Origin of the sequence: Nocardioides islandensis (genome assembly GCF_015352455.1) — a bacterium.
Lineage (GTDB): Bacteria > Actinomycetota > Actinomycetes > Propionibacteriales > Nocardioidaceae > Nocardioides > Nocardioides islandensis.
The window spans coordinates 136,369-150,978 of the sequence record NZ_JADKPN010000009.1 but is presented as its reverse complement, the minus strand read 5'-3'; the positions used below and the strand labels follow the sequence as shown (position 1 = coordinate 150,978).

The following is a 14,610-nucleotide window of genomic DNA, read 5'->3' as shown; positions in this document are numbered from 1 at the left end:
GCGCAGCCGTTTCCAACCGCGAGGAAGGCTTGTGAGCACAGTGGCCCAGCCCGAAGGTGAGAACGGCAGTCGCGAGGTCGGCCTGGACGGTGCGCTCAGCGAAGCCCTCGTGCGCACCAGGAGGTTCTTCTCCAGAGGTGAGGTCTCCGCGGATCTCCGCACCCTGACCAAGACCGGAGGCCGCCAGGCCGACGACTTCTACCGCGACCGCTGGAGCCACGACAAGGTGGTGCGTTCCACGCACGGGGTCAACTGCACCGGGTCGTGCTCGTGGAAGGTCTACGTCAAGGACGGGATCATCACCTGGGAGACCCAGCAGACGGACTACCCGTCGGCCGGCCCGGACCGGCCGGAGTACGAGCCTCGCGGCTGCCCGCGCGGTGCGGCCTTCTCCTGGTACACCTACTCGCCGACGCGGATCCGCTACCCGTACGTCCGTGGCGTGCTGCTGCAGATGTTCCGCGAGGCCAAGTCGCAGCACGGGGGCGACCCTGTCAGGGCCTGGGCCCACATCGTCGACAACCCGCAGCGTGCCAGGGCCTACAAGTCCGCCCGGGGCAAGGGCGGCCTGGTCCGGGCGACGTGGGACGAGGCCACCGAGCTGGTGGCGGCGGCCTACGTGCACACGATCGCGACCTGGGGCCCGGACCGGGTCGCGGGCTTCTCACCCATCCCGGCCATGTCGATGGTCTCCCACGCGTCGGGTGCCCGGTTCACGTCGTTGATCGGCGGCTCGATGCTGTCGTTCTACGACTGGTACGCCGACCTGCCGGTCGCCTCGCCGCAGATGTTCGGCGACCAGACCGACGTCCCGGAGTCGGGCGACTGGTGGGACGCCGGCTACCTGGTCATGTGGGGCTCCAACGTGCCGGTCACGCGGACACCGGACGCGCACTGGATGACCGAGGCGCGCTACCGCGGGCAGAAGGTCGTCGTGGTCTCACCGGACTACGCCGACAACGTGAAGTTCGCCGACGAGTGGCTGGCCATCAGACCGGGCACCGACGGCGCGCTGGCGATGGCGATGGGCCACGTGATCCTCCAGGAGTTCTTCGTCGACCGGCCGACGCCGTACTTCGTCGACTACACGAAGCGCTACACCGACCTGCCCTTCCTGGTCACCCTCGACATCGGTTCCGACGGGGTCACCCACCGGGCCGGCAAGTTCCTCACCGCCGCCGACCTGCCGGCCGACGCGGGCCGGGAGAACGCCCACTTCCTGACGGTGCTGGTCGACGCGCGGACCGGTGAGCCCGTGGTGCCCAACGGCGCGCTCGGACATCGGTTCGGAGACGCCGGAGCGGGGAAGTGGAACCTCGACCTGGGCGAGGTGGACCCGTTGCTGACCCTGCTCGACGACGGCGCCGAGACCGTGGCGGTGGAGCTCCCGCGGTTCGACGACGTCGACGGGACCCCTGGGTCGCTGCGCCGTGACGTGCCGGTGCGCAGGATCGGTGACCGGCTGGTCACCACGGTCTACGACCTGATGCTCGCGCAGTACGGCGTGGGGCGGACCGGCCTCGGTGGTGACTACGCGACGTCGTACGAGGACGCGACGGCGCCGTACACCCCTGCCTGGCAGGAGTCGATCACCGGTGTGCCTGCCGGGGCCGCCGCGCGGATCGCCCGCGAGTTCGCGCAGAACGCCGAGGAGTCCCGCGGGCGCTCGATGATCCTGATGGGCGCGGGCACCAACCACTGGTTCCACTCCGACACGATCTACCGCGGCTTCCTGGGGCTCACGACGCTCACCGGGTGCCAGGGTGTCAACGGCGGTGGCTGGGCGCACTACGTGGGCCAGGAGAAGTGCCGCCCGGTCACGGGGTGGGCCCAGCTCGCTTTCGGCCTGGACTGGAGGCGTCCTCCTCGGCAGATGATCCACACGGCGTACTGGTACCTGCACACCGACCAGTTCCGCTACGACACCTTCTCCGCCGACACCGTCTCGGCGACGACCGGCAGCGGCAGGTTCGACGGCTTGAGCACCGCCGACGTCATCGCCAAGAGCGCCCGGATGGGGTGGATGCCGACGTACCCCACGTTCAACCGCAACCCGCTGGGGCTGGCCGACGAGGCGGCCGAGGCCGGCCGGCCGGTGGCCGACCACGTGGTGGACCAGCTGCGGTCCGGTGACCTGCGGTTCGCGGCGGAGGATCCGGACGCACCCGAGAACTTCCCGCGCGTGCTCGCGATCTGGCGCGCCAACCTCCTCGGCTCCTCGGGCAAGGGCAACGAGTACTTCCTCAAGCACCTGCTCGGCACCGACAGCTCGCTGCGCGCGAGCGAGGCGTCCGGCAGCCAGCGGCCGCGTGAGGTCGAGTGGCACGACGAGGCGCCGGAAGGGAAGCTCGACCTGCTGCTCAGCCTGGACTTCCGGCAGACCAGCACGACGATCTTCTCCGACGTCGTGCTCCCGGCCGCCACGTGGTACGAGAAGCACGACCTCAACACCACCGACATGCACCCGTTCATCCACTCCTTCAACCCCGCCATCGCCCCGCCGTGGCAGACCCGCACCGACTGGGACGCCTGGCAGACGATCGCGACGAAGTTCAGCGAGCTGGCCGCCACGCACCTCGGCACGCGCACGGACGTGGTGGCGGTGCCCCTGCTGCACGACACCCCCGACGCGATGGCCAACCCGCACGGCGTGGTCCGCGACTGGAAGCACGGCGAGTGCGACCCCGTCCCGGGCGTCACCATGCCGAAGCTCGTCGTGGTGGAGCGCGACTACGCCGCCGTCGGCGCACAGATGCAGGCGCTCGGTCCGCTCCTCGACACGCTCGGTACGACGACGAAGGGCGTCACCTACGACGTGACCGCCTCCATCGACTACCTGCGGCACAAGAACGGCACGATCCGTGGCGGGGCGGCTGACGGCCGCCCGTCGCTGCAGCGCGACGTCCACGCCTGCGAGGCGATCCTCGCCCTTTCCGGCACCACGAACGGTCACACCTCGCCACCCAGGGCTTCAAGACCCTGGAGAAGCGCACCGGCACCCTCCTGCACGACCTGGCGGCCGAGCACGAGGGCAAGCAGATCACCTTCGCCGACACCCAGGCCGCGCCGGTGCCGGTCATCACGTCGCCGGAGTGGTCCGGCTCGGAGACCGGGGGTCGCCGCTACTCGCCGTTCACCATCAACGTCGAGCGGCTCAAGCCCTGGCACACCCTGACCGGCCGGCAGCACTTCTACCTCGACCACGACTGGATGTCGGAGCTGGGCGAGGGGTTGCCCGTCTACCGCCCGCCCCTGAACATGGGCGCGCTCTTCGCCGAGCCCGACGTCGGTGACGTGGGAGAGCTGGGCGTGACCGTTCGGTACCTCACGCCCCACAACAAGTGGTCCATCCACTCGGAGTACCAGGACAACCTGTTCATGCTGTCGCTGTCGCGGGGTGGCCAGACGATCTGGATGAGTGACCAGGACGCCGCGAAGGTCGGCGTCGCGGACAACGACTGGGTCGAGGCGGTCAACCGCAACGGCGTCGTCGTCGCTCGCGCCATCGTGTCCCACCGGATGCCCGAGGGCACGGTCTACATGCACCACGCCCAGGACCGGCTCATCGACGTGCCCATCGCCGAGACCTCCGGCAAGCGCGGCGGCATCCACAACTCGCTGACCCGGATCCTGGTCAAGCCCAGCCACCTGATCGGCGGCTACGCCCAGCTGTCCTTCGCCTTCAACTACCTCGGGCCCACGGGCAACCAACGCGACGAGGTCACCGTCATCCGTCGCCGTTCGCAGGACGTGGAGTACTGACATGCGCGTGATGGCCCAGATGGCGATGGTGATGAACCTCGACAAGTGCATCGGCTGCCACACCTGCTCGGTGACCTGCAAGCAGGCGTGGACCAACCGGACCGGCACGGAGTACGTCTGGTTCAACAACGTGGAGACCCGGCCCGGCCAGGGCTACCCGCGTCGCTACGAGGACCAGGAGCAGTGGAAGGGGGGCTGGACGCTCAACAAGCGCGGTCGACTCTCGCTCAAGGCGGGCGGCCGGTGGCGCAAGCTGGCGACGATCTTCTCCAACCCCAAGCTGCCGTCGATCACGGACTACTACGAGCCCTGGACCTACGACTACGCCACGCTGACCGACGCCCCGGCCCAGGAGCACACGCCGGTCGCGCGGCCGAAGTCGCTGATCTCGGGGCGGGACATGAAGATCGAGTGGTCCTCGAACTGGGACGACAACCTCGGCGGGTCGGCGGCCACCGAGAAGCACGACCCGATGCTGGCCAAGATCGCGGAGAAGGTCAGGTTCGAGTTCGAGCAGACCTTCATGTTCTACCTCCCGCGGATCTGCGAGCACTGCCTGAACCCGTCGTGCGCCGCGTCCTGTCCCAGCGGCGCGATCTACAAGCGGGCCGAGGACGGCATCGTCCTCGTCGACCAGGACCGCTGCCGGGGCTGGCGGATGTGCGTGTCCGGCTGCCCGTACAAGAAGGTCTACTTCAACCACAAGACCGGCAAGGCCGAGAAGTGCACCTTCTGCTTCCCGCGCGTCGAGGTCGGCCTGCCGACGGTCTGCGCGGAGACCTGCGTCGGCCGCCTGCGCTACATCGGCCTGATCCTGTACGACGCCGACCGGGTGCTCGAGGCCGCCTCGACCCCCGACGAGCACGACCTCTACGAGGCCCAGCGATCGCTGCTGCTGGACCCCCACGACCCGGAGGTCGTTCGCGCCGCCGAGCGGGACGGCATCCCGCGCGACTGGATCGACGCCGCACAGCGCTCGCCGATCCACGCCTTGATCAACACCTACCGGGTCGCCCTACCCCTGCACCCGGAGTACCGCACGATGCCGATGGTCTGGTACATCCCTCCGCTGTCACCGGTCATCGACGTGGTCCGCGAGACCGGCGAGGACGCCGAGGACACCGGCAACCTCTTCGCGGCCATCGACGCGCTGCGGATCCCGGTCGAGTACCTCGCCGAGCTGTTCACGGCCGGTGACACGGTCCCGGTCGACGGGGTGCTCAAGAAGCTCGCCGCGATGCGCTCCTACATGCGCGACATCAACCTGGGCCGCGACCCCGACGCCTCGATCCCGGCTGCGGTCGGCATGAGCGAGGAGGACATGTACGACATGTACCGCCTCCTGGCCATCGCGAAGTACGACGAGCGCTACGTGATCCCGCCGGCGCACGCCGAGCAGGCGCACTCGCTGGAGGAGATCGCCACCGAGTGCGCGGTCTCGGAGTACGGAGGGGGGAATCCCGAGATCTTCGGCGAGGGCTCGGGCACCCTGACACCCATCGCGGTCGAGAACTTCCAGATGCTCAAGGACCGGCAGACCTCCGACACCCTGGCTGGGCCGTCGGACAAGGCCTCGCGGGTCAACCTGCTGAACTGGGACGGCAAGGGAGCTCCCAGTGGTCTGTTCCCACCGAGGCCCCCCGGCCCGCCCGCCGAGGAGGTGGAGGACCGATGAGGCGAGGGCCGCGCCGGCTCACCCCGGCACAGCTGAGCCTCGCCTGGCAGTCCGCCTCTCTCCTGCTGGACTACCCGGACCGGGCGCTCGTGGACCGGCTTGGACTGGTCAGGCAGGCGTCGTACGCGCTGCCGCCGCCGGTCGGAGCGCCACTGAGGGCCGTCGTGGCGACTCTCGAGGAGACGCCGCTGGCCACGCTGGAGGCCGACTACGTGGAGACGTTCGACAGCCGGCGCCGGCACACCCTGTTCCTCACCTACTTCGCCCACGGCGACACCCGCAAGCGTGGCGCCGCGCTCCTGCGGTTCAAGCAGACCTACCTGGACTCCGGGTTCGAGGTCACCGAGCAGGAGCTGCCCGACCACCTGTGCGTGGTCCTCGAGTACGCCGCCACGATCGACCAGGTGCGTGGCCGGCAGCTGATGCTCGACCACCGGGCGGGTCTCGAGCTGCTGCGGATCTCGCTCACCGAGACCGGATCGCGGTGGGCGGGCGCCGTCGAGTCGGTCACCGCCACGCTGCCGCCGTTGCGAGGGGACGAGATGGCGGCCGTCCGCCGACTGGCGGCCGAGGGGCCACCCGAGGAGGAGGTCGGACTCACCCCCTACGCCACACCGGCGTTCGACCCCGGCCCGGCGCGGCCCGATGCCTCCACGGTCGTGCCGCTGCCGATGCCGTCGTTCCCAGGAGGCCGCTGACGATGGACGCCTTCCTCTGGGTCATCGTTCCCTACCTCTGCCTCGCGACCTTCGTCGTCGGGCACTTCTGGCGCTACCGCTACGACAAGTTCGGCTGGACCACCCGCTCCTCCCAGCTGTACGAGGACCGGCTCCTGCGGCTCGGTTCCCCGCTCTTCCACTTCGGAATGCTGGGCGTCGTGGGAGGTCACGTCGTCGGCCTGCTCGTCCCGCAGTCGTGGACCGACGCGTTGGGCATCAGCCACGAGACCTACCACGTGGCGGCGGTGGCGGGCGGCCTCGTCGCGGGGTTGATGGCGGTGGTGGGCATGGCGATCCTGGTCTACCGCCGCCGGACCGTCGGCCCGGTCTTCTCCGCGACGACGCGCATGGACAAGGTGATGTACGCCTTCCTGGCGGCCGTGATCGTGCTCGGCATGTGGAACACCGTCGCCGGGTCGATCATGACGTTCGGCCGGGAGTACAACTACCGCGAGGGCGTCTCGGTCTGGTACCGCTCGTTCCTCGCCTTCCGGCCCGACGCGTCCCTGATGGCGGACGCGCCGCTGGGCTTCCGGCTCCACGCCCTCGTCGCGTTCGGGCTCTTCGCGCTCTGGCCCTTCACCCGGCTCGTGCACGTCTTCAGCGCGCCCGTGGGCTACCTCACCCGCCCCTATATCGTCTACCGCAGCCGCGACGACCGGCAGCTCGGCAGCCACCGGCCGCGGCGCGGCTGGGACCGCGTCGGCTGAGTCGCGCGGTCAGGCGCGCACCGTCTCCATCTCCGGGCGGTAGCTGCCGTACCTCGCCGCGCTGTTGAGGCCCGCCCGATGCAGCAGGGCGGCCTGCGCGGCCGAGCGGTTGGCCTCCTCGCCCGCCCAGGCGCGCAGCACGGGCGCCTGGAGCGCGCGGCCGAAGGAGAAGCTGAGCTCCCACGGCTGAGGTACGTGCCGGTTGATCGCGTCCAGCCGGGTGGTGGCCTGCTCGTCGGACTGGCCGCCGGACAGGAACACGATGCCGGGTACGGCGGCCGGGACCGCCCGCCGGAGCACCTCGACCGTCATCAGGGCGATCCGCTCGTCGTCGGCCTGCTCGGGGCAGTCACTGCCCGGGAGCACCATGTTGGGCTTGAGCAGGGTGGCCTCCAACCGGACCCGGTGCCGCGCGAGCTGGTCGTACACGGCGCGCAGCACCTCGGTGGTGACCTCGGCGCACCGCTCGACGGTGTGCGAGCCGTCCATCAGCACCTCGGGCTCGACGACGGGGGTCAGTCCGACCTCCTGGGCCAGCGCGGCGTACCGGGCCAGCGCGTGCGCGTTGGCCTCGATGCAGGTCGGCGTCGGGCGGCCCTCGCCGATGCGCAGCACGGCGCGCCACTTGGCGAACCGGGCGCCCAGCTCGGCGTACTCCTCGAACCGGTCCCGTAACCCGTCGAGCCCGTCGGTGACGACCTCGTCCGGGAACGCCGCGAGCGGCTTGGTCCCGGCGTCGACCTTGATCCCCGGGATCAGTCCCGCCGAGCTCAGGACGTCGGCGAACGGCCGGCCGTCGGTGGTCCGCTGGCGGATCGTCTCGTCGAAGAGGATGACGCCGCTGACGTACTCGGACAGGCCCACGGTGGTGAACAGCAGCTCGCGGTACTCCCGGCGTCTCGGCTCGGTCGACTCCAGGCCGATGGCGGAGAGCCGCTTCGCCATCGTGGGTGTGCTCTCGTCGGCGGCCAGGATGCCCTTGCCGGGCGCGACCAGGGCCGCGGCGGTGTGGTCCATGGACTGGTGTGTCATCGTCACTCCTTCGCGTGGGTCTTCGGCACGTCGTCGGCGCGCTCGTCGCGCCTCCTCGCCATGCTGCCGCCTCGAGGGGGCGCCGCGCCGCGGGCGGAGGTCCCGAGCCGGCGGGACGATCGGCTGCAGCGCCCACGACTCGAGCCTCTGCCGGCCGGCGCGCGCCGCCACCAGGATGGAGTCGGGAAGAGAGGTGTCCCATGAGGCTCCACCGGAAGGACCTGTTCGCCAGCCTCCTGATCGCCGCGGTCGCGGTGCCGTACGTCGGCTACCTCCTGCGCGGAGAGATGCCCCCGATCGAGGACCAGCGCGGCATGGCCGGCACCGGCCTGGTGCTCGGCGCCGTCGCGTTCCTCGTGCTGTGGCGCGGAGACGCCATCGACCGGGCCGGCAAGGCCGAGACGGCCTCGGCCGTCCTCAGCCTCGGGCTGGGCGTGGCTGCCTACGAGCTCTCGGACTCCGCCATGGCCGACGCGCTGCTGGCCGCGTTCATGGCCTCGATGGCCCTGGTCTGGGTGGTCAAGCTCGTCGACCACACCGGGGCCGTGCACTGGCACCGCCCGGCCGAGGTCGCCCGGTGACTCTCGCCGGGACCACAGGGAATCGAGAGGTGATCGAGATGAGTGAGATCGAGAACGAGAACGAGACGTCGACGGGGCTCCGCGAGGAGGCCATCGCCGTGCTCAAGAAGCGGCGTGACTTCCACCGTCACGTCGCGGTCTACCTGCTGGTGAACACCGCGCTGGTGGTCACCTGGGCGACGACCAACTCCGGCGGGTTCTTCTGGCCGGTGTTCGTCATCGTGTTCTGGGGCATCGGCGTGGTCATGAACGGCTGGGACGCCTACTCCGACGACGCGGTGTCCGAGCGCAGGATCGAACGAGAGGTCCGGCGCCTGGAGCACCGGCGTTGACTGCTGACTCCAGCACCTGAACGTGCCGATGGTCCGTCCCTCCGGGGCCCTTGGGCTCTGCCACCGGCCTCGGCGCGCGACCACGCTGGAAGCATGACAACGCCGGGTCTGAGGCAGCGGTCCGCCCACACCGACGAGGAGCAGGGTCGCGTCCGAGCCGTCGCGGCCAGCGCTCGAGGCGCCTGCAAGGTGTACGGCGCCGGCGAGACCGCCGTCGCCGCGCTCGACGACGTGACCTTGGATCTGCCGGCGGGTCGGTTCACCGCCATCATGGGCCCTTCGGGGTCCGGCAAGTCGACCCTCATGCACTGCCTCGCGGGACTGGACACCCTGACGAGCGGGCAGGTGCTGATCGGCGGCACGGACCTGGCGTCGCTGAGCGACAAGGAGCGGACGATCCTGCGCCGCGACCGGCTCGGCTTCGTGTTCCAGGCCTTCAACCTGCTCCCCACCCTGACCGCCGAGGAGAACATCACCCTGCCGGTCGACCTTGCCGGGCACGCGCCGGAGCACGAGTGGTTCGGGACCGTCGTCGACACGCTGAACCTCCGTGACCGGCTCCGTCACCGGCCCTCCGAGCTCTCCGGCGGACAGCAGCAACGGGTCGCCGTGGCTCGGGCCCTCATCACCCGGCCCGACGTCGTCTTCGCCGACGAGCCGACCGGGGCGCTCGACCGCAAGGCAGGGGTGGAGCTGCTGCGCTTCCTGCGGTCGGTCGTCGACGACCTGGGCCAGACGGTCGTGATGGTCACCCACGACCCCGGAGCGGCGGCGTACGCCGATCGAGTGGTCTTCCTCGTCGACGGAGGGATCGTCGAGGAGCTCACCGAGCCGACGCGTGAGCGCGTCCTGGAGATCATGGGACGGCTGGGAGACTGACCATGCTGAGGCTCTCGCTGCGCAACCTGCTGGTCAGCAAGCTGCGCCTGTTCCTCACCGTCGCGGCCGTGACGGTGGGGGTGTCCTTCGTGTCGGGCACCTTCGTGCTGTCCGACACCATGGCCAAGGCGTTCGACGAGCTGTACGTCGGCCTCACCAACGGCACCGATGTCGTGGTGAAGTCGCAGCCCGCCTTCGAGGCCGACATCACCACCAACGGGGGACAGGTCCGGCCCATCGACGAGGCGATGGTCGACCAGGTGCGTGCGGTGCCCGGTGTGGCGCTGGCGCGCGGCTCCGTGACCGGCTTCGCCCTCATCCTGGACAAGGAGGGCCGGCCCATCCAGCCCGGCGGAGCGCCAACGTTCGGCGCCAGCATCGGCGACGCCCGCCTCTCGGGGGACTTCGTCTACCGGCAGGGCCTCGAACCGACCCGGTCGGACCAGGTCGCGATCGATGCGCGCACGGCCGACCAGGCCGGCTTCGTGCTGGGTGACCGGATCGACGTGGTCTTCCAGAGCGGCAGGCAGACGTTCACGCTCGTCGGCACCATCGGGTTCGGCGAGACGGACAGCCTCCTCGGCGCGACCATGGCCGGCTTCGACCTGACGACCGCCCAGCGGCTCTTCGACAAGGTGGGCCTGGTCGACGAGATCGACGTACAGGCACAACGCGGGGTGGGCGCGGAGGAGCTTCGCGACCGGATCGCGGCGACCCTCCCTGACGGCGTCGAGGCGCTGACCGGGGACCAGGTCGCAGCCGACGGCTCGGCCGCGGTGCGCGACGCCATGGGCATCTTCACCCAGGTGCTCCTCGTGTTCGCGGGCATCTCGCTGCTGGTCGGCTCCTTCGTCATCTGGAACACCTTCAACGTCCTGGTCGCACAGCGGCGGCGCGAGGTCGCGCTCATGCGGGCGGTCGGTGCCACGCGCGGGCAGGTGCTGCGCGGGGTGCTGCTCGAGGCGCTGCTCGTCGGGACGTTCTCCGGGGGTCTGGGTCTGGGCCTCGGTGTGGGTCTGGCGGCGGGCATCCGATCACTCCTGAAGCTGGTCGGCGTGGAGATGCCGACGACCTCACCGGCCGTCGAGCCGCGCACGATCGTGGCGGCCCTGCTCGTCGGCGTCCTCGTCACCATGGTGGCCGCGATCGCACCGGCATGGGCCGCGACCCGGGTCGCGCCCATGGAGGCGCTCCGCGACGCGGTGCCGGCGCGGTACGCCGCGGGATGGAGCCGGTCGGTGGCCGGGGGAGTCCTGCTCACGGCCGGAAGTGCGGGCCTGGTGGCCTGCATCGTCGTGGGCGACCAGCGGTGGTGGACCGTGCTGTCCACCCTCGTCACGTTCGCAGGTCTGGTGGTCGCGGGACCCACGCTCGCCCGCCTCACGGCGGCCGCCGCGGACCACGGCCGGCGCGGGGGTGGGTGGCGGATGGCCGCCCGCAACGTCGAGCGCAGCGCCCGCCGCTCGGCGGCCACCGCACTGGCCCTCACGATCGGCCTCACCGTCGTGGTCGCCGTGGCCGTCAGCGCCGCCTCGCTGCGGGAGTCGGTGGCGGACGCGGTGAGCGGTGGCAACCGGTCCGACCTGATCCTGGAGCCCGCCGGTGCGGGCCTCGGCGTGAGCCCGGCCGTGGCCGACCTGCTGCGCGATCGCGACGACGTCGCGGACGTCGTCGAGCTGCGCGAGACCGGCGCCCGGGTCAACGGTCACGACAGCCTGGTCTCGGCGATGAACGCCGACGGGCTCGGCCGCGTCATCGACCTCGGCATCGAGGAAGGGAGCCTGGACACCTTCGGACCCGGCGCCGTCCTGGTGAGCACGCAGCGGGCCGAGGACCTCGGGGTCGGGGTCGGTGACTCCGTCACGGTGACCTTCCCGGAGACGGGATCGACGACCATGAGGGTCGCGGCCACCTTCAGCAGGGGAGCCCTGATCAACGCCTCCTACGTCCTGGCTCTGCCGGACTTCGCCGCCAACGTCACCTCGGAGCTCGACGCCGCGATCCTGGTCAACTCCGCCCCGGGCGTGGACCCGGCCCAGGGCAAGGAAGACATCACGGCCGCCCTCGCCGACTACCCCAACGTCACGGTCAACAGCCCCGACGACATCACCGAGAAGGCCCAGAGCTCGGTCAACCAGCTGCTCGGCATCGTGACGGCCCTCCTGCTCCTCGCGGTCGTCGTCGCCGTGCTCGGCATCGTGAACACACTGGTGCTCTCGGTCGTCGAGCGCACCCGTGAGCTGGGGCTCCTGCGGGCCGTCGGGGGCACGCGACGACAGGTGCGGACCGTCGTACGCCGGGAGTCCGTCCTGATGTCCCTGCTCGGCGCCGTCACGGGAGTGGCCCTCGGCACCGTGTCCGGTGTCGCGCTCAGCCGTGCGCTCGTGGACGAGGGCTTCACCACGGTCGCGGTCCCGACTGTCACCCTGGCGATCTACCTGCTCGTGGCTGCGGCCGTCGGTGTGCTGGCGGCCATCGGTCCCGCCCGGCGGGCCAGCAGGGTCGACGTCCTGCGTGCCATCGCCTCCGAGTAGGCGCCCGAGCCGGTGGGGCTAGGGCCCGACGAGGGACAGGGCCTGCCGGGCGATCTCCCACTCCTCGTCGGTCGGCACGACCAGCACCGCCACCTCGCTGTCGTCGGGTGAGATCACGGTCGGCCCGTCGATGGGGCCGGTGTTGCGGGCCTCGTCGACCGCGATCCCCAGGCGCTCCAGGCCCGACAACGCCGCCGCCCGCGTCAGGGGGCTGCGCTCGCCGATGCCGGCGGTGAACACCACGGCATCGACCTCGCCGAGCACGGCGTAGTACGCGCCGACGTACTTGCGGATGCGGTAGCAGAAGACGTCGAAGGCCAGCGCTGCCGCGGCGTCGCCCCGGGCCATCAGCTCCTCGACCTTCCGTGAGTCGTTGTGCCCGCACAGACCCTTGAGTCCCGAGTCGTGGTTGAGGGCGTGGTCGATGTCGTCGAGCGGCCAGCCGAGCTGTCGGTGCAGGTGGGCGTGGACGGCCGGGTCGACGTCACCCGAGCGTGTGCCCATCACCAGCCCCTCCAGTGGTGTGAGTCCCATGGAGGTGTCGACCGACACTCCGCGTCGTACGGCGGTGGCGGACGCCCCGTTGCCGAGGTGCAGCACCACCAGGTTGGTGTCCTGCGGGTCGCGTCCCAGCAGGCGTGCCGCCGCGCCGGCCACGAAACCGTGGGACGTGCCGTGGAACCCGTAGCGGCGGATCATGTGCTCGTCGCGCCACGCGGCCGGCACGGCGTAGGTGAAGGCGACCGGTGGCATCGTCTGGTGGAACGCGGTGTCGAAGACGGCGACGTGTGCCACGTCCGGGAACAGCCGGCGACAGACCTCGATCCCCTTGAGGTTCCCGGGGTTGTGCAGGGGCGCCAGCGGGACGAGCTCGGCGATGGCGGCCACGACGTCGTCGTCGACCAGGGTCGGCTGGGCGAACCGCTCCCCGCCGTGGACGACACGGTGGCCCACGGCCACCAGGTCGACGTCCCGCAGCGACGGCCCGTGCTGGTCGAACGCCTGGGCAGCTGCCTGCAGCGCACCCTCGAACGTCGGGAACGCGCCCTCGTCGGTGTGCCGACCGCCGTCGGCCATCACGTGCTTGAGTCGGCCGGCCGGCTCACCGATCTGCTCGACGAGCCCGCCACCCGGGGTGTCCCCGCTCACGGGGTCGACCAACCGGTACTTCAGGGAGGATGAGCCGGCGTTGACGACCAGGACGTACTGGCCCATCAGACGACCCGGGGCTGCCTGGGGAGCCGGACGACCCTGCTGACGTGGTTGCGCATCGTCGCTCCCCGGGCGGACATCTCGGACGGCGGTGCGGGTTCACGACCCGGCCCTGCCGGGAACCACCGAACTCCGGCGACTGCGTGGCGTCAACCCTCTGCCCGCCGGACGGGTGGCTTCAGCTCGCGAGCGGCTTCTCCGAGAGGTCGAGGACGTTGGTCAGCAGCTCGGCGAAGCGGTCGGGATCGCTGATGATCCACCCGTGGTGACCCGGCACGGTCCTGACGTCGGGGTCCCCGAGGGCCTTGATGAGCGACTCGGCGCAGGCCCAGGGCACGACCTTGTCCTCACGTCCCCACAGGACGGCGATGGGCAGTCGGCGGCGCTTGAGCTCCTCGAGCTCGGGCCCGAGGTCGGCCTGTCGTGCGAGAGCCCCCACCCGCCACAGCACCCCGGGTCGGAGGACGGCGTGCACGAGGGCGTCGTGGGCCACGACGGGGAGCAGCCGGGTGAGTCCGCGGACGGAGACCAGCTCCGCACCGAGGTGGACGCCCCAGTCGCCCAGGGGGCGGTCCGACATCCGGAGCGTCCCGTCCTGCGACCAGGTGGCGCCGCCGATGGCGTTGACGAGGACGAGCCGGGAGACCAGGCCGGGGTGGTCGTGGGCCGTCTTGATCGCGACGGCTCCGCCGAACGAGTGCCCGACCAGCGTCACCGGCTCGCCGATCCCACGGTCGTCCAGGAAGTCCCTGACCCATCGACCGTACGCCGCCAACGTCCGGTCGTCCGCGGGCAGCTCGGCGGAGCCGCCGAACCCGGGCAGGCTCGGCGCCAGGACGGTGAAGCCCTTGCGAGCCAGGGGCTCCAGGCTGCGCCGGTACGTCCGGTCGGAGAGAGCCCAGCCGTGCAGGAAGACCAGCGTGCCCTGGGCCGGGCCCGCCGCAGCGACCAGGCCGAAGCTCGCCGGACGTCCCTGGACGGTGGTCCGGTGCCAGTGCATCCGTTCCATGCTCGCGTGCCTCCTTCTACCTCGAGGCTGTCAGCCGGTCGGCGCCCGCACGCCGGTCGAAAGTCCCTGACCGGCAGGGCTTAGGGCCGCCGCCGAGGCGTCGGGGCACGAACGGCCCGGCCGTGCGGGACCAACGGCTCTGACGCGCTCGCGCGGGTTGTCGCA

The 14,610-nt window shown here is 70.9% G+C and carries 10 protein-coding genes and 1 pseudogene; 8 read left to right on the top strand and 3 right to left on the bottom strand.

Annotated features, from left to right (window positions below; genetic code table 11):
* Positions 1 to 82: 82 nt before the first annotated feature.
* The 4 genes and pseudogenes from ISU07_RS15235 (at position 83) to narI (ending at position 6,866) form a co-directional block, all read left to right on the top strand.
* A pseudogene (locus tag ISU07_RS15235) lies at positions 83 to 3,762 on the top strand (nitrate reductase subunit alpha).
* A 1-nt stretch (position 3,763) separates the two neighbouring features.
* A complete protein-coding gene (gene narH / locus ISU07_RS15230; protein ID WP_194707672.1) occupies positions 3,764 to 5,437 on the top strand; it encodes a nitrate reductase subunit beta in 1,674 nt (557 codons plus the stop codon).
* A complete protein-coding gene (narJ, locus tag ISU07_RS15225) occupies positions 5,434 to 6,135 on the top strand; it encodes a nitrate reductase molybdenum cofactor assembly chaperone (protein WP_194707671.1) in 702 nt (233 codons plus the stop codon). The genes narH and narJ overlap by 4 nt, the downstream gene beginning before the upstream one ends.
* Before the next feature lie 2 nt (positions 6,136 to 6,137).
* Positions 6,138 to 6,866, top strand: a complete 729-nt coding sequence (gene narI, locus ISU07_RS15220; protein ID WP_194707670.1) for a respiratory nitrate reductase subunit gamma — start codon at positions 6,138 to 6,140, stop codon at positions 6,864 to 6,866.
* Positions 6,867 to 6,875: 9 nt separating this feature from the next.
* On the opposite strand, the gene ISU07_RS15215 is transcribed toward narI, so the two are convergent.
* Complete coding sequence (locus tag ISU07_RS15215) at positions 6,876 to 7,898, bottom strand: class I fructose-bisphosphate aldolase (RefSeq protein ID WP_194707669.1); 1,023 nt, start codon at positions 7,896 to 7,898, stop codon at positions 6,876 to 6,878.
* A gap of 200 nt (positions 7,899 to 8,098) precedes the next feature.
* On the opposite strand from ISU07_RS15215, the gene ISU07_RS15210 reads away from it, so the two are divergent.
* The 4 genes from ISU07_RS15210 to ISU07_RS15195 all read left to right on the top strand — a co-directional run bounded on the left by ISU07_RS15210 (position 8,099) and on the right by ISU07_RS15195 (position 12,224).
* Positions 8,099 to 8,479, top strand: a complete 381-nt coding sequence (locus tag ISU07_RS15210; protein WP_194707668.1) for a hypothetical protein — start codon at positions 8,099 to 8,101, stop codon at positions 8,477 to 8,479.
* 38 nt (positions 8,480 to 8,517) lie between these two features.
* The gene (locus ISU07_RS15205) at positions 8,518 to 8,811 is read left to right on the top strand and encodes a 2TM domain-containing protein (RefSeq protein ID WP_194707667.1); all 294 of its coding nucleotides are present in this window, start codon (positions 8,518 to 8,520) and stop codon (positions 8,809 to 8,811) included.
* Positions 8,812 to 8,904: 93 nt separating this feature from the next.
* Positions 8,905 to 9,690 (top strand): ABC transporter ATP-binding protein, encoded by a 786-nt coding sequence (locus ISU07_RS15200; RefSeq protein WP_194707666.1) that lies wholly within the window; start codon positions 8,905 to 8,907, stop codon positions 9,688 to 9,690.
* Positions 9,691 to 9,692: 2 nt separating this feature from the next.
* Positions 9,693 to 12,224 (top strand): ABC transporter permease, encoded by a 2,532-nt coding sequence (locus ISU07_RS15195; RefSeq protein WP_194707665.1) that lies wholly within the window; start codon positions 9,693 to 9,695, stop codon positions 12,222 to 12,224.
* A gap of 18 nt (positions 12,225 to 12,242) precedes the next feature.
* Here the strand turns inward: ISU07_RS15195 and ISU07_RS15190 are convergent, their stop codons facing one another.
* Positions 12,243 to 13,439 (bottom strand): acetate/propionate family kinase, encoded by a 1,197-nt coding sequence (locus ISU07_RS15190; RefSeq protein WP_194707664.1) that lies wholly within the window; start codon positions 13,437 to 13,439, stop codon positions 12,243 to 12,245.
* 175 nt (positions 13,440 to 13,614) lie between these two features.
* Complete coding sequence (locus ISU07_RS15185) at positions 13,615 to 14,436, bottom strand: alpha/beta fold hydrolase (RefSeq protein WP_228521972.1); 822 nt, start codon at positions 14,434 to 14,436, stop codon at positions 13,615 to 13,617.
* Positions 14,437 to 14,610: the final 174 nt, after the last annotated feature.